Source organism: Bacillus tequilensis, assembly GCF_012225885.1.
Classification (GTDB): Bacteria; Bacillota; Bacilli; order Bacillales; family Bacillaceae; genus Bacillus; species Bacillus tequilensis.
In genome coordinates this window covers 3155803-3174319 of record NZ_CP048852.1, presented here as the reverse complement: position 1 = coordinate 3174319, position 18517 = coordinate 3155803, and the positions used below count along the sequence as shown (strand labels likewise).

The window sequence follows — 18517 nt, the reverse complement described above, 5'->3', positions numbered from 1 at the left end:
AGGATTTACATTGAAAAAGCTATTTTTAGGTGCATTACTGCTTGTATTTGCAGGAGTTCTGGCTGCCTGCGGTTCGAATAACGGCGCTGAATCCGGCAAGAAAGACATTGTTGTTGCGGCGACAAAAACACCGCATGCGGAAATTTTAAAAGAGGCTGAACCATTGTTGAAAGAAAAAGGCTACACGCTGAAAGTGAAAGTGCTTAGTGATTACAAGATGTACAACAAAGCTTTAGCTGATAAAGAAGTGGATGCGAACTACTTCCAGCACATTCCTTACCTTGAGCAAGAAATGAAAGAAAACACAGATTACAAACTTGTGAATGCCGGCGCTGTTCACTTAGAGCCATTCGGTATTTACTCTAAAACATACAAATCGCTAAAAGATCTTCCAAACGGAGCGACAATTATCCTGACAAACAACGTCGCTGAACAAGGCCGTATGCTTGCAATGCTTGAAAACGCAGGATTAATCACGCTTGATTCTAAAGTGGAAACAGTTGACGCAACATTGAAAGACATTAAGAAAAACCCGAAAAATCTTGAATTCAAAAAAGTAGCGCCAGAATTAACGGCAAAAGCATATGAAAACAAAGAAGGAGACGCGGCCTTCATTAATGTGAACTATGCGATCCAAAATAAATTAAATCCTAAAAAAGACGCGATTGAAGTAGAATCAACGAAAAACAACCCATACGCTAACATCGTCGCCGTTAGAAAAGGCGACGAAGACTCTGCTAAAATCAAAGCGCTGATGGAAGTTCTTCACTCTAAAAAGATCAAAGACTTCATCGAGAAAAAATACGACGGAGCTGTGCTTCCTGTATCTGAATAAGCTTGAAACCCCGGATGAGAAATCCGGGGTTCGATTATTGACAAAGCCCTAAAACTTAGTTTTAGGGCTTTGTCATCTTTTCTGCGTGAATGAAAACCCTTGAAGTCTAGGAAGACCGAGCATTGGAGCGGAGCGAATGTTGTAATTCGTGAGCACCAACGCGCAGGTCTGACAACGAATGCGAGGGTTTGCTGACACGGTGAAACCCCGGATGAGAAATCCGGGGTTTTTTTCGGGTATTTTCCTAAAAGCTGTTCATAATAAAAAGGAATGTTAAACAGATGGAGGGAATCTCTTTGAATCAAGACAGAGGAAGCATGCAGGACGCGCTAAAACAGTATAAATTAGGTTTAGGCACATTTGAACAAAAGATGCCGCTGATGGGAAGAAAGTATAACGAATTTACTGAACAATGCTTTGCCGGCAATTCTCTGACTGAAAGAGAAAAGCAGCTGATTGCACTCGGAATCGCCATCAATGCCCAAGATGAATATTGCATGATCTATCATACGAAGGGCTGTCTTGATGAGGGAGCGACAGAAGAAAACATTCTCGAAGCGGTCAGTGTGGCAGCGGCATTTGGAGGCGGCGCGGCACTCAGCCAAGGTGTGACAGTCGTTCAGCAGTGCATAGAGGAATTCGGAAACACCACGCATTAAGAGAAGGAATTTTCCGAAAAACCATTCTCATTTGATCTAAAAGGGTGCTTTCGTCTCAACGGCCGCTATTTCAAGCCATATCCTTTTTGCGGCCTCCATCGCAGCGCTGATACAATAGAAGCAAATATGTGAAGGGATTGATTCATTATTTGCAGCAGCCAGGACAGACTGAACCTCGATTATACGTCAGAAATGGAAAAAGCGATGCAGCTGTCTCACGGAATTGGATACGAGGAGTACGGGCGCCGGCTGGAAACAAGACTGAAAGTAGAGCGGCAGAGAGAGCTTGATTATGAAAAAAGCAAGCGGATTTCTGCGGGTGCTTATTGAGAAAATCAATCTTTTAAAAAAGGGTGGGAATCCACTCTTTTTCTTTTTCAATCGCTTTAATAAAGTGCCGATCTTTGTTAAACTTGAGGAATGTGCAAGGCACGATAAAAAGTTGTATTTACTTTTCATTTGTTATAAAATTAGAATGAGAATAATTTGAGAATAATGATTATATATTTTGGAGGTATAGATATGGCTGCTTCAACATTAACGATCAAAGATCTTCACGTTGAAATCGAAGGGAAAGAGATCTTAAAGGGTGTAAACCTTGAAATAAAAGGCGGAGAGTTCCACGCGGTAATGGGACCGAACGGGACTGGTAAATCCACTCTGTCAGCTGCTATTATGGGGCATCCTAAATATGAAGTAACAAAAGGCAGCATCACGCTTGACGGTAAAGACGTACTGGAGATGGAAGTGGACGAGCGTGCGCAGGCGGGCTTATTCCTTGCGATGCAGTACCCAAGTGAAATCAGCGGTGTGACAAATGCCGACTTCCTGCGTTCAGCAATCAACGCGCGCAGAGAAGAAGGCGATGAAATTTCTCTTATGAAATTCATCCGCAAAATGGACGAAAACATGGAGTTCCTTGAAATGGACCCTGAAATGGCTCAGCGCTATCTTAACGAAGGCTTCTCAGGCGGGGAGAAAAAACGCAACGAAATCCTTCAGTTAATGATGATTGAACCTAAAATCGCCATCCTTGATGAAATCGACTCAGGTCTTGATATTGACGCTCTGAAAGTTGTATCTAAAGGGATCAACAAAATGCGCAGCGAAAACTTCGGCTGCCTGATGATCACTCACTATCAGCGCCTGTTAAACTACATCACTCCGGACGTTGTCCACGTGATGATGCAAGGCCGCGTTGTCAAATCCGGCGGTGCAGAGCTTGCACAGCGTCTAGAAGCAGAAGGTTATGACTGGATCAAACAAGAACTTGGCATTGAAGACGAAACTGTAGGCCAAGAAGCGTAAGCGTTAGGGGGATTAATATGACACTAGATACAAAACTATCCGTAGATCAGGAGTATCTCAAAAGCTTTTCCGAAAAGCATCAAGAACCTGCCTGGCTGAAAAACCTGCGCTTACAGGCTCTTGAACAAGCTGAGGATCTGCCGATGCCGAAGCCTGATAAAACAAAAATCACAAATTGGAACTTCACGCATTTCGCGAAGCATACAGTTGATAACGAACCGCTTTCTTCATTAGAAGATTTGACTGATGAAGCAAAAGCGCTGATCGATGTGGAAAACGAAGATAAAACATTATACGTACAGCGTGATCAGACGCCGGCTTATCTTTCTCTTTCTCAAGAATTGAAAGACAAGGGTGTTATCTTCACTGATATTTTGACTGCCGCACGCGAGCACAGCGATTTGGTGGAGAAATACTTTATGAAGGACGGCGTGAAGGTTGATGAGCATAAATTAACTGCACTTCACGCGGCTCTTGTTAACGGTGGAGCGTTCCTTTATGTTCCGAAAAATGTTCAGGTGGAGACACCGGTTCAAGCTGTTTATGTCCACGAAAGCAATGATACAGCTCTGTTCAACCACGTGCTGATTGTGGCTGAAGACCACAGCTCTGTCACATATGTAGAAAACTACATCAGCACTGTAAACCCGAAAGACGCTGTCTTCAATATTATCAGTGAGGTCATCACAGGTGATAATGCCAGCGTGACATACGGTGCAGTTGATAATCTGTCAAGCGGAGTGACAACGTATGTGAACCGCCGCGGCGCTGCGCGCGGACGCGACAGCAAAATCGAGTGGGCTCTCGGCCTGATGAACGATGGCGACACGATTTCCGAAAACACAACAAACCTTTACGGTGACGGCACATACGGCGATACGAAAACGGTTGTTGTCGGAAGAGGAGAGCAAACAGAAAACTTCACAACACAAATCATCCATTTCGGTAAAGCTTCAGAAGGCTATATCTTGAAGCACGGTGTGATGAAGGATGCCGCTTCTTCTATCTTTAACGGAATCGGCAAAATCGAACATGGCGCTTCTAAAGCGAATGCGGAGCAAGAATCACGTGTGCTGATGCTTAGCGAAAAAGCACGCGGAGACGCAAACCCTATTCTTTTAATTGACGAAGACGATGTAACTGCAGGACATGCGGCATCTGTCGGCCGTGTGGACCCTATTCAGCTTTACTACCTGATGAGCCGCGGAATTGCGAAAGAAGAAGCAGAACGCTTAGTCATCTACGGATTCCTGGCGCCTGTAGTAAATGAACTTCCGATTGAAGGCGTTAAGAAACAATTGGTTTCTGTTATCGAAAGGAAAGTGAAGTAATGAATATCACAGATATTCGTGAACAGTTCCCGATCCTTCATCAGCAAGTGAACGGACATGATCTCGTTTATCTCGACAGCGCGGCGACTTCCCAGAAGCCGCGTGCTGTCATTGAAACACTGGATAAGTATTATAATCAATACAATTCCAATGTTCACCGGGGCGTCCATACACTTGGAACCAGAGCGACAGACGGTTATGAAGGAGCGCGTGAAAAAGTCCGCAAGTTTATTAACGCGAAGTCAATGGCTGAGATTATTTTCACAAAAGGCACGACCACATCACTGAATATGGTGGCGTTAAGCTATGCGCGCGCCAACCTGAAACCGGGTGATGAAGTGGTCATCACCTACATGGAGCATCATGCGAATATCATTCCGTGGCAGCAGGCTGTCAAAGCGACTGGCGCCACATTAAAATATATTCCGCTGCAGAAAGACGGAACGATTTCTTTAGACGACGTCAGAGAAACGGTCACAAGCAACACAAAAATTGTTGCCGTGTCCCATGTATCTAACGTCCTCGGCACGATCAACCCGATTAAAGACATGGCAAAAATCGCTCATGACAACGGGGCTGTTATTGTGGTGGACGGTGCGCAAAGCACGCCTCACATGAAAATTGACGTGCAGGATCTCGATTGCGACTTCTTCGCGCTTTCTTCCCATAAAATGTGCGGGCCCACCGGTGTTGGTGTGCTGTACGGAAAGAAAGCCCTGCTGGAAAACATGGAGCCTGCCGAATTCGGCGGTGAAATGATCGACTTTGTCGGACTTTATGAATCAACTTGGAAAGAGCTTCCGTGGAAATTCGAAGCGGGCACGCCGATTATTGCAGGAGCAATCGGTCTCGGTGCCGCCATTGATTTTCTCGAAGAAATCGGTCTTGATGAGATTTCCCGCCACGAGCACAAGCTTGCAGCTTATGCGCTTGAGCGCTTCCGCCAGCTTGACGGCGTCACAATTTACGGCCCTGAGGAGCGTGCCGGGCTTGTCACATTTAACCTTGATGATGTTCATCCTCACGATGTGGCAACCGTACTTGATGCGGAAGGAATCGCAGTCAGAGCCGGCCATCATTGCGCGCAGCCGCTGATGAAATGGCTGGATGTAACTGCTACTGCGAGAGCAAGCTTTTATCTGTATAATACAGAGGAAGAGATTGATAAGCTTGTGGAAGCTCTTCAAAAGACAAAGGAGTATTTTACAAATGTCTTTTAATGCAAATTTAGATACATTGTACAGACAGGTGATTATGGATCATTACAAAAACCCGCGCAACAAAGGGGTTTTGAATGACAGCATCGTCGTGGATATGAACAATCCGACATGCGGCGACCGCATCAGACTGACAATGAAGCTTGACGGAGACATCGTGGAAGATGCGAAATTTGAAGGAGAAGGCTGTTCCATTTCAATGGCATCCGCTTCGATGATGACTCAGGCGATTAAAGGGAAAGATATCGAAACAGCCCTATCCATGTCTAAGATTTTCTCGGATATGATGCAAGGGAAAGATTATGATGATTCTATAGATCTCGGGGATATTGAAGCCCTTCAAGGCGTTTCAAAATTCCCAGCCCGTATCAAATGTGCAACCCTGTCATGGAAAGCACTTGAAAAAGGAGTCGCAAAAGAAGAAGGCGGCAATTAAAAGGATTGGAGTGAAAATGGATGGCTAAAAAAATGCCTGATATTGGTGAATACAAGTATGGTTTTCACGACAAAGACGTTTCCATTTTCCGTTCAGAGCGCGGATTGACAAAAGAAATCGTAGAAGAAATTTCTCGCATGAAAGAAGAGCCTCAATGGATGCTTGATTTCCGCTTGAAATCACTTGAGCATTTCTACAATATGCCGATGCCTCAATGGGGCGGAGATTTAAACTCACTGAACTTTGACGAAATTACGTACTACGTAAAACCGTCTGAGCGTTCAGAGCGTTCTTGGGATGAAGTTCCTGAAGAAATTAAGCAAACATTCGACAAGCTCGGTATTCCAGAAGCTGAACAAAAATACCTTGCGGGTGTTTCTGCTCAGTACGAATCTGAGGTTGTATACCACAACATGAAAGAAGACCTTGAAGCGCAAGGCATCGTTTTTAAAGACACTGACAGCGCGCTGAAAGAAAACGAAGATATTTTCCGTGAGCACTGGGCAAAAGTGATCCCGCCGACTGATAACAAGTTTGCGGCGCTTAACTCAGCTGTTTGGTCCGGCGGATCTTTCATCTACGTGCCTAAAGGCGTAAAGGTTGAAACACCGCTTCAAGCTTACTTCCGTATCAACTCTGAAAACATGGGTCAGTTCGAACGTACGCTGATTATCGTTGACGAAGAAGCAAGCGTTCATTACGTGGAAGGCTGTACTGCGCCTGTTTACACAACAAACTCACTTCACAGTGCGGTTGTTGAGATCATCGTCAAAAAAGGCGGCTATTGCCGTTATACAACGATCCAAAACTGGGCAAACAACGTTTACAACCTTGTCACAAAGCGTACGATTTGTGAAGAAAACGCAACAATGGAATGGATCGACGGCAACATCGGTTCTAAACTGACAATGAAATATCCGGCTTGTATCCTAAAAGGCGAAGGCGCGCGCGGTATGACGCTTTCTATCGCTCTTGCGGGTAAAGGCCAGCATCAGGATGCGGGTGCGAAAATGATTCACCTTGCACCAAACACATCATCCACAATCGTATCAAAATCGATTTCAAAACAAGGCGGAAAAGTAACGTACCGCGGAATCGTCCACTTCGGACGCAAAGCGGAAGGCGCCCGCTCTAACATCGAGTGCGATACGCTCATTATGGATAACAAATCAACATCAGACACCATTCCTTACAATGAAATCTTAAATGATAACATTTCATTAGAGCACGAAGCGAAAGTGTCTAAAGTATCTGAAGAGCAGCTCTTCTACTTGATGAGCCGCGGTATTTCCGAAGAAGAAGCGACTGAAATGATCGTAATGGGCTTCATCGAGCCATTCACAAAAGAGCTTCCGATGGAATACGCAGTTGAAATGAACCGTTTGATTAAGTTCGAAATGGAAGGTTCTATTGGGTAATAAATAAAACCCTTTATATACCAGGGGTTTGAGAGGTTTTCAAACCATGCCAAGTTTGTGCCAAGTTGAAATTATCTTTTAGTGTAGGAGGCGAACTTTTGAAGTTCGTCTTCTTCTATTTTTTCGGTAATATCAAGATAAACGTCACCTGTTGTTTTGATGGTTTTTATGCTCCAAGCGATGTAATTTCTAAAATTACTTCAAGCTGAACAAAGGTTCATTCCTTTACATTTGCTTTTTTATCCTCAAGCCGATCCTTTCACAACTTTATCAAAAAGCATATTGCGATCATTTATTGTTTGTCCATAATATTTTCTTTCTTCAACTTTTGCTGCTTCTATTTTCTGCTTCCTTTTTTGTAAGGCTTACTAATTTTCTATCCTTGTGTACTCCTGCCTGCCATTTTCCACTGGCTAACTTTCTGAAGTTTGCCATGACGCCTTCTCCCCTTTCAATCCTTTAAAGCAATTTGGATAAGGCCTTTAATTTTGATTTTTCTTCTGTTGTCAGAAGCCTGTCCTTAAAAAATAGTGGATCATTAGAATCTAATAAATGATCAAGTTTCAATCGTTCGTCTCTAACTCGTAGCTTGACCGTTATTCAAACTTTTCGGGTAATTTCTGTAGATTCTCAATAATATCTTCTGTTTTTCCACCTTTCATTGTTATATTTAAATTCATATATCCTGCTGCTTTCATCAAACCCTCGTATGGAACTTCTAAGCTTTTTTAATACTTCAATTGATGGTTAATCACGTTTCCCACCTTTTTATTAACACAAAACTGTCTAGAATATGATGTTAAACCACCTTATTATTCGTTTTTATCCATATAATGGTTAAATCTAAAAAATACAGCTTGTTTTAGGTGAACAAAGCTACATCAATCATCAATAATTCAGTTTTAACAATCAGCACACCTGTCATGCGGAGACTCTCGTACTGCTGACGAAAATATGATAGTTGAACCCTTAGAATCGCTTATGGTGTGATTTCAAGGGTTTTGTTTGTTTTGTGGGATTTGAGATTAATCATGAGTAAATTGGTTTTAGCTGTTTGATGTCGTTTGTGGAAACAAAAATAACGTTGAATAGGGGATACATTTTTGCAATGATGGTTTAACAAGTTGGTGCGGAAGAGCGAAGAAACAAGGATTTAAAATAGTTTCAGCAGACCTTTTTTAAAGTAATAATGAAATATATAAATATTTCATATTATCGTTGACTAAGTAAACTCGATATGTTTTAATATGTAATATATAAATATTTCAAAAAATAATTTCTGTGATTAGGGGCGATTTATTTGGAGAAAAGAAAATTAAATGAATTCGTAACATTCGTTCCTGGTATTAATCCAACAAGAGCACAAAAGCAGTTTGAAACTCAAAAAATAAATTATTATGACCAAGCGTCTTTTGAAGCTGATTATAATCGTGAGGACGTAGCAGTTGAAGAAGAGGCAAAACCTTTATTTCAAAATAACCTATCGTTAAATGAAGGTGATGTTGTTATCAGTAACTCATTACAGCTAGCAACAATTGTCGGTAAAAATAATGTTGGTAAAGTGTTGTCTCTAAACTTTACCAAAATAGAGTTTGATATCGAACGACTTGATGAGGGATATTTTCTTTATTTGTTTAATGCTTACAAAGATGTGAAGCGACAAAAAGAAAGGGAGTTACAGGGGAGTGGCCCTATTCTAAGAATTCCGCTTCGTGCTCTTGGGGAAATTATCATTCCTGTTGCTCCGATCGAGGAACAGAAGAAAATAGGCGCTATATACGTAGAAACACTGAAGCTACAAAATAAGTTAAACATATACGCGGACTTGATTGAGCAGTTTTCGAGCTCAATAATAGAAGAAACATTAAAGGGGAAATAATCAAATGAAAAGTCAATCGGAATTAGAATTTGAAAATGAAGTTATCGATTATTTGACCAAAATCGGTGGAGTAAAACAATGGGAATACAAAAAGGACATCAAAACAACCGAACAACTCTGGGATAACTTTAAAATAATCTTAGAACAAAACAATAGCGCTCGTTTAGATGAACCCTTGTCTGTCACTGAATTTAACCAGGTGAAGAAAATCATCACTAGTATCGAATCACCTTACCATGCCGGACAGTTTTTGTATGGCGTTAATGGTGTTTCTGAAATTGAAGTCGACCTTGACAATGGTAAGCATGTGTTTTTGACGGTATTCGACCAAGCTCAAGTGGGCGGAGGGAACACTGTTTATCAAGTGGTGAATCAAATTAAACGGCCAAAAGTAGTTGATGGTAAGCCGAATCGCAGGTTTGACGTGACATTGCTTATTAATGGTTTGCCGATTATTCAAATCGAATTAAAGAAAGCACTTCACAGCGCTACAGAATCTTTAAATCAGATGGAACAGTATATTGCTGAAAAACAATTAAGCGGTATCTTTTCAACTTTGCAGATTTTAATCGCGATGACACCGTTTGATATTCGTTATATGGCAAATACCCCACTCCAAAATTTTAACCGAGCTTTTGCTTTCAACTGGCAAAACGAAGATGATGCTCGCCCTATTCGTTCATGGAGGACGTTTGTGGATAATGTGCTGTCCATTCCAATGGCTCATGATTTGGCAACACGCTACATGGTACTAGATGGTACAAAAAACAAAGAAAGTATCAAAGTCATGCGCCCTTATCAAGTCTATGCCACAAAGCGTGTACTTGATAAAGTTAGAAAGTTTGACTTTAGATATGATGATGGTAAATTAGGATACATTTGGCACACAACAGGCTCAGGTAAAACAATCACAAGTTTTAAGACAGCGTGGCTTGCAAGCCGTTTATCTAATGTAGATAAAGTTATCTTCTTGGTTGACCGGATCGCGCTTACCAACCAAACAGCTGATGCTTATAAAGCTTATGATCCTGTTGCTGGTTTTGAAGGGAAAACTGGTGTGGTGGGTGACACAGCCAATATCTCAGACCTTCATCGCAAACTAACGAAGAAAAGCGATAAGAACATTATTGTGACAAGTATCCAAAAAATGTCGCGTTATGTAGCGCGGGACAGCTTCAAGCCACTTAATGAAAATATTCTTTTTATCGTGGATGAAGCCCACCGATCAACTGGTAATGGTACCGAAAATGAAGGGATGCTTGAAACGATTCGAAAAGCAATTCCTAATTCTGCTTGGATTGGTTATACTGGTACACCAAAATTCCCGGAAACACGAGAAATCTTTGGAGAACTATTACATGCATATACCATTAAAGAAGCGATTGCGGATAAAAATGTGTTAGGGTTTAACGTTGAATTTAAGGAAACAATCGAGGCTCCCGAAGATCCTACCGAAGATGATATTGATGATAATGTTCGTGGAAGTGTTTACGACTATAGTCCAGAACATGTGAAGTTAGTAGTGAAAGACATCTTTGATAATTGGAAGAAACGTTCAAATGATCGCAAATATAATGCCTTATTTACAGTGCATGTAGGAGGTAACAAAGCAAGTACACCAAGAGCGATGGAATACTTCGATAAGTTTGCGGAAGAGAATGCGAATCGTCCAGCAGATAAACGATTAAAAGTTGCAGTGAGTTTCTCGGCAGATACATCCAATAGTATTCATCAACTGAAAACGAACGAAAACTTACACAGAGCCATCAAAGCCTATAACGCAATGTTTGGCACAGCTTTTGATATGACGACAGTTAAAGCCTACACAGAAGACTTAGCACGACGTTTGAACAAGACAGCTGATGATGGCAACTATTTAGATTTGGTCATTGTTGTGGATCAACTTTTGACCGGTTTTGATGCTCCTGAGATGAATACGCTCTATATTGACCGAACACTTAAAGGTGGGAACTTGATTCAGGCATACTCACGTACAAATAGAATACATAACGTTGTCGATAAGCCTTGGGGAAATGTCGTGAATTATCGTTGGCCGGAGCAAAACGAGTATGAAATGAATAATGCTTTTGCTATTTATTCAAATCGTGCATCTGCCGACGAACAACTTTCACTTGAAGAATTGAAGAAAGGCAACGAAGAGTCTGGTATCACTTCCAAACCATTTAGCAAGGTCCAAGCTGAGATGCAAGAAGTCATCAAGAAGCTTTCCACACTCACAGACGATTTTATACAATTACCACCAAGTGAAAAAGCACAGGATGAAGTCTTTGAGAATCTGAAAGAGTATAATCGTTTATTGAGTCAGTTGAAACAATATACCGTAGATGATGACCAAAATCCTATTTCTGCCTATGATAATCCTGAAGAGTTCTATGAACGTTTAGGTATTACTGAAGAGCAGGAAGTCATTTTAACAACTGTCATTGCTGGTGAGTTGAAAGAACGACGTGCGAAGCGAGAAGACGTTGATATTTCGCAGGTCAATCTCTCTATGGTTCATATTCACGATGTTACCATCAACTATGATTATTTGATTGATTTGATCGCCCGGATGGCTGACGAAGTTCACGCAAACGAAATGTCGAAAGCCGAAAGTACACGTGATGAAATCCAAGTTGAAATCGCCAAGTCTGACAATGAAAAAGAAAAATCTAAGATGCGTAACTTTGTATCTAAGATTTTCTCGAAAGAGTTTGAATTTGATCATTATCCAGCACCTCGAAGTGTTGAAAAAATGAACCAAGCTATGGATAAGGCACAAAAGGATACGAATATCCAACTTGTAACGAACTTCATCCGTACTTGGGGACTTGATAACAGTACAAAGCCTAAGGAACTTGAAAACTTGATTAAGAAACACCGATTAGGTCAAGAAGATATGGATAAACAAGGGGAGTTAACCGCTATCATGAATGACGCAAGAGCTGATTATAAAGAAATCGCAATTGAAGAGATTGCAGCGTTAAGCTGGGTTCGGTATCGCATTGAATTTCGTAAGGCATTTTACGAAATGGCCGACGAAATTAAGAAGGGAGAGTAGTCGAGTGATAAAATTATGCAGATTAAAGAAAGGAGAACAGAAATGAATTTATACACAGAACGCCATGGATTAAGAAAACCAATTACACGTACTAGTGAAATTTCAAAAGAAGTTTATGCTTTGCTATTAAATGTATGCCAAAAATACTATAAAAATCTAACGCATATCTTTAAGCTCCAACAGCATTGTTCTTTTGTGGGCCAGGGTTATATTGAATTTAACCGTAGTCAATTTGAAAATAGAATGGCAATAAAAATTCCTAATATTTTGAGGGATGAGTATGGTCATATAGCTGCCCCACAAGATAATGATGATTATGATCAATATTCATTAATTGACCTTATAGAGTATGTTGCTGAAAATATAAAGGATATTTCTGAAGGATGGAATAATGATCGTTACAAAAATTATTGGGATATTCGTTGTTTGGATACAACAAATGTTTTTGATGATTATCGGAATGAAATAAACGAAATATTTCAAGAGTCTGGGTTGTTGTTTACACTAACCCGCGGAAAACTTATTGAGCGTATAGTAGAAAACAGCCCGCTTTCACCAGAAATAGAGACACAAGTCCAGCAAATTGCTGAATATGGGACAAGAGAATTGATGAAAGATGCAATTGCATTATACAAAACACCAAATCCAGCAGCCCGCCAAGATTCAGTGGAGAAAATCTGGGATGCCTTTGAACGTATGAAAACATATTATACCAATCTTGACAAACGTGACTCTGCAAACAAAGTGGTAAATGATATGAGCAATGGGCAGTTAGAATTTAGTGCTATTTTTGATGCTGAATTTAGGGCACTAACAGACATTGGTAATAGTTTTAGAATCCGTCATCATGAGACAAGTAAAATTGATATTACAGATAATCGCCACTACGATTACTTTTTTAACCGTTGCTTGTCGTTAATTGCTTTAGCGATTCAGTATTTAAAATAGAAGGAGATTAGAAATGAGTGATAAAATAATAAATTCACCCCAAATCAGATTTGCAGGATTTACGGATGCTTGGGAACAGTGTAAGTTAGGGGGGATTTCAGAGAAGGTGACTGAGAAGAATAAAGACAATAATTACTCTGAAACCTTAACAAATTCAGCGGAGCTCGGAATCATAAATCAACGTGATTTTTTTGATAAGGATATTTCAAATAAAAAGAATTTAGATGGTTATTATGTCGTTCGACCAGATGATTTTGTTTACAACCCAAGGATTTCTAATTTCGCTCCAGTAGGTCCGATTAAGCGTAATAATTTAGGAAGAACTGGCATAATGTCACCTCTTTATTATGTATTCCGTACACATGATGTTGATAAAACATACTTGGAAAAATACTTTTCATCTAATAGTTGGCATATATTCATGAAATTGAATGGGGATTCCGGTGCACGATCAGACAGGTTTGCTATTAAGGATTCTGTATTTCGTGAAATGCCAATCCCCATTCCTTCAGTCGAAGAACAAGCTAAGATAGGAACCTTTTTCAAACAGCTTGACAATTTCATAACCCTTCATCAGCGTAAGTTGGAACTGTTGAAGGATATGAAAAAAAATCTACTTCATAAAATGTTTCCGAAAGATGGAGCCAATACTCCTGAGATTCGCTTTGCAGGATTTACTGATGCTTGGGAACCGCGTAGGTTGGGGGATTATGCTAATTTTCGTCGTGGCTCATTCCCACAACCTTATGGAAATAGAGAATGGTATGATGGCGATGGAGCAATGCCATTTGTTCAAGTTGTAGATGTGACTGACAATTTAGTGTTAGTTGATGATACCAAACAAAAGATAAGCAAATTGGCACAACCTAAGAGTGTATTTGTTCCAAAAGGTAAAGTTTTGGTAACTCTCCAAGGGAGTATTGGGCGTGTTGCTATCACGCAATACGATTCTTTTGTTGATAGAACGTTACTTATTTTTGAAGGATATGAAAAGCCAACAGATCAACACTTTTGGGCTTATATAATTCAAAAGAAATTTGAGATTGAAAGGAATAAAGCACCAGGCGGAACGATTAAGACAATAACTAAAGAGGCATTATCTTCATTTGAGGTTTTGCTACCAGAATACAAAGAGCAGAGGCAAATCGGCACCTTTTTCAATCAACTTGACAACCTTATCACCCTTCATCAGCGTGAGTTAAATACGCTTGAAAAATTGAAGAAATCATTGCTTCAACAAATGTTTATATGAAAAGGAGATTACCCAAATGAGTAATGCAAGGAAAATTACATCAAAGCTATGGGGAATGGCTAACAAACTGCGTGGAACAATGGATGCAAGTGAGTATAAGAACTATATTTTGCCATTTATGTTTTATCGCTATTTATCAGAAAATCAAGATGAATACTTAAAAGTCAATGACCTGGAAGAGTTTTACGAAGTGACAGATGAAACTGAAAAAGAAGATTACCTTGAAGAAATTAGTAAAGGTATCGGATATGCGATTGACCCAGCCTACACCTGGGACAAAATCGTATCAAAAATCGAAAATCACAAAATCAAAGCTAGTGACTTCCAAGATATGTTTGACTCATTCAATATAAATGCAAAACGTAACGCGATTGCAGAAGCTGACTTTGCTAATGTATTTTCAGATGTTAACCTTGGGGACACACGTCTTGGCTCAAGTACAAACGAACGTGCAAAGGCTTTGAATGATATCGTGTTGATGATTAACGAGTTCACTTTCAAAGACGATTCAGGGCACGACATTTTGGGTGACGTTTATGAATATTTGATTGGACAATTTGCTGCCAATGCTGGTAAAAAAGGAGGGGAATTCTATACACCGCATGAAGTTAGTCAAATCCTGGCGAAAATTGTCACGAATGATGCAGATGGAACTGGCGGTCAATTCCGTGTTTATGACCCTACAATGGGATCGGGTTCACTTCTTCTAACAGTCCAAAAAGAATTACCAAATGGTGATGAAGAAGGAAGCGTTGAGTTTTACGGCCAAGAGTTGAATACGACGACTTATAACTTAGCCCGCATGAACTTGATGATGCATGGGGTTAACTATCGCAATATGGAGTTGAAACGAGCAGACACACTTGATGCTGACTGGCCATTTGCTGAAAAAGATGGCACACAAATTCCTTTGAAGTTCGACGCCGTCGTATCAAACCCCCCATATTCCCATAAATGGGATACAAAAGACGTTGATCGAGAAAAAGATACACGTTTCAAGGGTTATGGTGTAGCGCCTGCATCTAAGGCAGATTATGCTTTTGTACTGCATGGACTTTATCATTTGGATAAAAATGGAACTATGGCTATCGTATTGCCTCATGGGGTGCTCTTCCGTGGTGCGTCTGAAGGTAGAATCCGTAAAAATATCATCGACAACAATCTGTTAGATACTGTTATTGGATTGCCAGCTAACTTGTTCTATGGCGCTAGCATCCCAACCTGTGTGCTGGTGTTTAAAGGTCGTGAAGCTCGCAAGAATAAAGATGTTTTATTTATCGATGCTTCAAATGAGTTTGAAAAGGGCAAGAACCAAAACAAACTCTCTGCTGAGAACATCAACAAAATTATCGAAACTTACCGTAGCCGTAAAGACGTTGAGAAATATGCTCATGTGGCATCTTTGAATGAAATCAAAGAAAATGATTACAATTTGAACATTCCACGTTATGTGGACACGTTTGAAGAAGAAGAAGTTATTCCACTTTCACAAGTGGCTCAAGAGTTGACAGAAGTAAAAGCAGATATTACGAATTCATATGAAAAATTGTTTGGGCTTTTGAACGAGTTGAACGGGACAACAGATGAAGCCAAAGAAGAACTGAGTAAATTTATCAATCTTTTAGGTAAATAATAGTGTTAGAAAAGTGCTAAGGATTTAAACCTTGGCTCTTTTCAACAAACACTTGGGAACAGCGTAAGTTGGGAGACTTAGCTGATATTGTATGCTGCTTCAGCACATGCCAAATTCGCGCCAACTTGATATTATAATCCATTTTAAACAATCTGAAGAAATGGCTATATATCAAAGGCTTAAGCGGTTTTGTTGTAAATCAGTCCATCCCATTTCAGAGCAATTTTAATTAAGTTCGAAATGGAAGGTTCAATTGGTTAATTTTTCACAAAAAGGACGCAACTGGTTTTCAGTTGCGTCCTTTTTGTATGCAGAAGAAAAACCGCAGGCCAAGGGGCGCGCGGTTTTTACTCTTCATTCTCCGGATTGATGACTTGCTTTACAGATGTGCCATTGTGATACCCATTGTTCATCTCTCGTAATCGCATATAAGCCGTGTCAAATTCCTCTTTTGTCATCTGCTTTGCGGCTAAGGCAGAGCACAAAATGGCAAAGGCGATCGGCATTGTGTCAATGTGAATGTCGATATGGACCTCTGAGTTGCCGCTGTTTTTGATCACGGATTCAGTAGCGGGTATCTCTTGAGTGTGTCTGTTGATAGGAATGATGTTTTCGTTCATTACTCTTCCCCGTCTTGTGTCTGAGTCTGAGTCTGTGCCTGATCCTGATCTGTGTTCACGTTGACGACGACACTTGAATTGCCGCTGTTTTGGACTCTTGCGCCTGCCGCATCGCGTCTGTTTTCTTCATTTTCATGATTATTTTCGCTCATGGTATCATCCTTTCTCTATTGATAGTGACAGAATATTCGATAGGAGAGTAAAGAGATTGGACGAACTTCGCGTTTTTTTCATATTGAGGCAATGGGTCGAAGTAAAGCACTCGATTTGGTAAAATGAATAGACATTATAATAGAAAAGGTGTTTTTATATGAAATCGTACATCATCATCGGCGCAGGAATTCTCGGCGCGTCGACTGCTTACCATCTTGTCAAATGGGGTGCCAGGGTCACTGTGATCGACCGGAAGGAACCTGGACAAGCGACCGATGCGGCGGCCGGAATCGTCTGTCCTTGGCTGTCGCAGCGCCGCAATCAGGATTGGTATCAGCTTGCTAAGGGGGGAGCACGGTACTATACGGATTTAATCCATCAATTGGAAGAGGACGGAGAAACAGATACGGGATACAAGCGTGTCGGTGCGATCAGCATTCATACGGATGCGGTGAAGCTCGATAAGATGGAGGAGCGGGCGTATAAGAGGCGGGAGGACGCGCCGGAAATCGGCGAGATTACCCGCTTGTCCGCGAGTGAAACGAAAAAGCTGTTTCCGATTTTAGCTGATGGCTATGAATCGGTTCATATCAGCGGTGCCGCCCGGGTGAACGGAAGAGCGCTGTGCCGGTCGCTTTTAAGCGCTGCTAAGAAACGCGGCGCAGAGGTCATCAACGGAAACGCGTCCTTGCTTTTTGAAAACGGAACGGTTACCGGTGTGCAAACAGACACACAGCAGTTTGCGGCGGACGCGGTGATTGTGACTGCGGGGGCATGGGCCAATGAGATCATGAAGCCTCTTGGCATTCATTTTCAAGTGTCCTTTCAGAAGGCGCAGATTATGCATTTTGAAATGACGGATGCGGATACAGGATCATGGCCGGTTGTGATGCCGCCAAACGATCAGTACATTCTTTCATTTGATAACGGCAGGATTGTAGCCGGCGCCACGCACGAAAACGATGCTGAACTTGATGATCTGCGTGTGATGGCCGGAGGACAGCACGAAGTATTAAGCAAAGCGCTAACCGCAGCACCGGGGCTTGCAGACAGTGCTGTGATTGAAGCAAGAGTGGGCTTTAGGCCATTTACACCGGGGTTTCTGCCGGTTGCAGGGGCTGTACCAGGCGTTGGAGGCCTTTTTGCCGCTAATGGTTTAGGCGCCTCGGGATTAACGATGGGGCCGTTCCTGGGTTCAGAGCTCGCAAAGCTCGTTCTCGGAAAGCAGACTGAAATCGACCTTAGCCCGTATGATCCAGCCGGAGCGATTGCATAATAAGTAAAAGCATAACAAACAAATAGTATAAAGCTGTTCTAGCTTTTCTTTTCTGTCTGTGTTAGCATTAATCTTAATGAAAAAGAGGACGTGAACTTATTTTGATAAAAATTGATATACCCGCACCGAATGTCACCATCACCGAACGACAGCAGTCAGCAAATGAGAACGAGCCGAAAATAAAGGCGATTTACGGCTTCATCGACTTTCACCAGATCCCAAGGGATAAAGGCGGCATTTTTATGTTTTACAACATTCATGACGAGCTGCTGTTTGTCGGGAAAGCGAGAAAGCTAAGACAGAGAATTAAGAAGCATTTTGAAGACAATGTCTCACCGATCAAGCATCATAGAGACGAAGTATATAAAATTGAAGTATGTGTCGTTGATGATCCAATGGAAAGAGAGATTTACGAAACGTATGCGATCAATACCCTTCAGTCGAAATACAACATTGAGAAAGTATTTTATAAATAAGGAAAACCGGGGCCC

General features: G+C 41.2%; 17 protein-coding genes. 15 read left to right on the top strand and 2 right to left on the bottom strand.

The annotated features are described in order from the left end of the window. The first annotated feature begins 10 nt into the window (after positions 1-10). The 13 genes from metQ to G4P54_RS16755 all read left to right on the top strand — a co-directional run bounded on the left by metQ (position 11) and on the right by G4P54_RS16755 (position 15977). A complete protein-coding gene (gene metQ, locus G4P54_RS16820) occupies positions 11-835 on the top strand; it encodes a methionine ABC transporter substrate-binding lipoprotein MetQ (protein WP_024713606.1) in 825 nt (274 codons plus the stop codon). A 281-nt stretch (positions 836-1116) separates the two neighbouring features. Beyond that, on the top strand, positions 1117-1494 hold the full coding sequence (locus tag G4P54_RS16815; RefSeq protein WP_024713607.1) for a carboxymuconolactone decarboxylase family protein: 378 nt from the start codon (positions 1117-1119) through the stop codon (positions 1492-1494). A gap of 192 nt (positions 1495-1686) precedes the next feature. Further along, positions 1687-1824: a YuzK family famiily protein gene (locus G4P54_RS16810; RefSeq protein WP_032681724.1), complete on the top strand. Its 138-nt coding sequence runs from the start codon at positions 1687-1689 to the stop codon at positions 1822-1824. Between the two features lie 192 nt (positions 1825-2016). Then, positions 2017-2802, top strand: a complete 786-nt coding sequence (sufC, locus tag G4P54_RS16805) for a Fe-S cluster assembly ATPase SufC (RefSeq protein ID WP_003151872.1) — start codon at positions 2017-2019, stop codon at positions 2800-2802. 17 nt (positions 2803-2819) lie between these two features. Next, positions 2820-4133, top strand: coding sequence for a Fe-S cluster assembly protein SufD (gene sufD / locus G4P54_RS16800; RefSeq protein ID WP_167873293.1), 1314 nt, complete (start codon positions 2820-2822; stop codon positions 4131-4133). Next, positions 4133-5353 carry a cysteine desulfurase SufS gene (gene sufS, locus G4P54_RS16795; RefSeq protein ID WP_024713609.1) on the top strand — a complete coding sequence of 407 codons (1221 nt, stop codon included), beginning with the start codon at positions 4133-4135 and terminating at the stop codon, positions 5351-5353. The genes sufD and sufS overlap by 1 nt, the downstream gene beginning before the upstream one ends. Further along, positions 5343-5786, top strand: a complete 444-nt coding sequence (gene sufU / locus G4P54_RS16790; protein ID WP_064816401.1) for a Fe-S cluster assembly sulfur transfer protein SufU — start codon at positions 5343-5345, stop codon at positions 5784-5786. The genes sufS and sufU overlap by 11 nt, the downstream gene beginning before the upstream one ends. 20 nt (positions 5787-5806) lie before the next feature. After that, positions 5807-7204, top strand: a complete 1398-nt coding sequence (gene sufB / locus G4P54_RS16785) for a Fe-S cluster assembly protein SufB (protein WP_024713611.1) — start codon at positions 5807-5809, stop codon at positions 7202-7204. Between the two features lie 1300 nt (positions 7205-8504). Next, a complete protein-coding gene (locus G4P54_RS16775; RefSeq protein ID WP_127696496.1) occupies positions 8505-9083 on the top strand; it encodes a restriction endonuclease subunit S in 579 nt (192 codons plus the stop codon). A gap of 4 nt (positions 9084-9087) precedes the next feature. After that, the gene (locus G4P54_RS16770) at positions 9088-12144 is read left to right on the top strand and encodes a type I restriction endonuclease subunit R (RefSeq protein ID WP_167873292.1); all 3057 of its coding nucleotides are present in this window, start codon (positions 9088-9090) and stop codon (positions 12142-12144) included. Positions 12145-12186: 42 nt separating this feature from the next. Then, the gene (locus tag G4P54_RS16765) at positions 12187-13092 is read left to right on the top strand and encodes an AbiJ-NTD4 domain-containing protein (RefSeq protein ID WP_167873291.1); all 906 of its coding nucleotides are present in this window, start codon (positions 12187-12189) and stop codon (positions 13090-13092) included. Between the two features lie 13 nt (positions 13093-13105). Next, the gene (locus G4P54_RS16760) at positions 13106-14344 is read left to right on the top strand and encodes a restriction endonuclease subunit S (RefSeq protein WP_167873290.1); all 1239 of its coding nucleotides are present in this window, start codon (positions 13106-13108) and stop codon (positions 14342-14344) included. Between the two features lie 16 nt (positions 14345-14360). After that, the gene (locus G4P54_RS16755) at positions 14361-15977 is read left to right on the top strand and encodes a type I restriction-modification system subunit M (protein WP_167873289.1); all 1617 of its coding nucleotides are present in this window, start codon (positions 14361-14363) and stop codon (positions 15975-15977) included. A gap of 347 nt (positions 15978-16324) precedes the next feature. On the opposite strand, the gene G4P54_RS16750 is transcribed toward G4P54_RS16755, so the two are convergent. Both G4P54_RS16750 and G4P54_RS16745 read right to left on the bottom strand, forming a co-directional pair. Next, entirely contained in the window at positions 16325-16597 is a 273-nt protein-coding gene (locus G4P54_RS16750; RefSeq protein WP_167873288.1) for a hypothetical protein, read from the bottom strand. After that, a complete protein-coding gene (locus G4P54_RS16745; protein WP_024713615.1) occupies positions 16597-16749 on the bottom strand; it encodes a hypothetical protein in 153 nt (50 codons plus the stop codon). The genes G4P54_RS16750 and G4P54_RS16745 overlap by 1 nt, the downstream gene beginning before the upstream one ends. Positions 16750-16907: 158 nt before the next feature. On the opposite strand from G4P54_RS16745, the gene G4P54_RS16740 reads away from it, so the two are divergent. Together G4P54_RS16740 and G4P54_RS16735 are read left to right on the top strand one after the other, a co-directional pair. Next, the gene (locus tag G4P54_RS16740; RefSeq protein ID WP_167873287.1) at positions 16908-18026 is read left to right on the top strand and encodes an NAD(P)/FAD-dependent oxidoreductase; all 1119 of its coding nucleotides are present in this window, start codon (positions 16908-16910) and stop codon (positions 18024-18026) included. 101 nt (positions 18027-18127) lie between these two features. Then, complete coding sequence (locus tag G4P54_RS16735) at positions 18128-18502, top strand: nucleotide excision repair endonuclease (RefSeq protein WP_024713617.1); 375 nt, start codon at positions 18128-18130, stop codon at positions 18500-18502. Positions 18503-18517 lie beyond the last annotated feature (15 nt).

What these genes read in the sequence shown, in the direction of transcription:
- G4P54_RS16815 (WP_024713607.1), top strand. Translation starts at nt 1,117, where the DNA reads ATGGAGGGAATCTCTTTGAATCAAGACAGAGGAAGCATGCAGGACGCG.
- G4P54_RS16770 (WP_167873292.1), top strand. Translation starts at nt 9,088, where the DNA reads ATGAAAAGTCAATCGGAATTAGAATTTGAAAATGAAGTTATCGATTAT.
- G4P54_RS16760 (WP_167873290.1), top strand. Translation starts at nt 13,106, where the DNA reads ATGAGTGATAAAATAATAAATTCACCCCAAATCAGATTTGCAGGATTT.
- G4P54_RS16740 (WP_167873287.1), top strand. Translation starts at nt 16,908, where the DNA reads ATGAAATCGTACATCATCATCGGCGCAGGAATTCTCGGCGCGTCGACT.
- sufC (WP_003151872.1), top strand. Translation starts at nt 2,017, where the DNA reads ATGGCTGCTTCAACATTAACGATCAAAGATCTTCACGTTGAAATCGAA.
- G4P54_RS16755 (WP_167873289.1), top strand. Translation starts at nt 14,361, where the DNA reads ATGAGTAATGCAAGGAAAATTACATCAAAGCTATGGGGAATGGCTAAC.
- sufU (WP_064816401.1), top strand. Translation starts at nt 5,343, where the DNA reads ATGTCTTTTAATGCAAATTTAGATACATTGTACAGACAGGTGATTATG.
- G4P54_RS16810 (WP_032681724.1), top strand. Translation starts at nt 1,687, where the DNA reads ATGGAAAAAGCGATGCAGCTGTCTCACGGAATTGGATACGAGGAGTAC.
- G4P54_RS16765 (WP_167873291.1), top strand. Translation starts at nt 12,187, where the DNA reads ATGAATTTATACACAGAACGCCATGGATTAAGAAAACCAATTACACGT.
- sufD (WP_167873293.1), top strand. Translation starts at nt 2,820, where the DNA reads ATGACACTAGATACAAAACTATCCGTAGATCAGGAGTATCTCAAAAGC.
- G4P54_RS16745 (WP_024713615.1), bottom strand. Translation starts at nt 16,749, where the DNA reads ATGAGCGAAAATAATCATGAAAATGAAGAAAACAGACGCGATGCGGCA.
- G4P54_RS16750 (WP_167873288.1), bottom strand. Translation starts at nt 16,597, where the DNA reads ATGAACGAAAACATCATTCCTATCAACAGACACACTCAAGAGATACCC.
- sufB (WP_024713611.1), top strand. Translation starts at nt 5,807, where the DNA reads ATGGCTAAAAAAATGCCTGATATTGGTGAATACAAGTATGGTTTTCAC.
- sufS (WP_024713609.1), top strand. Translation starts at nt 4,133, where the DNA reads ATGAATATCACAGATATTCGTGAACAGTTCCCGATCCTTCATCAGCAA.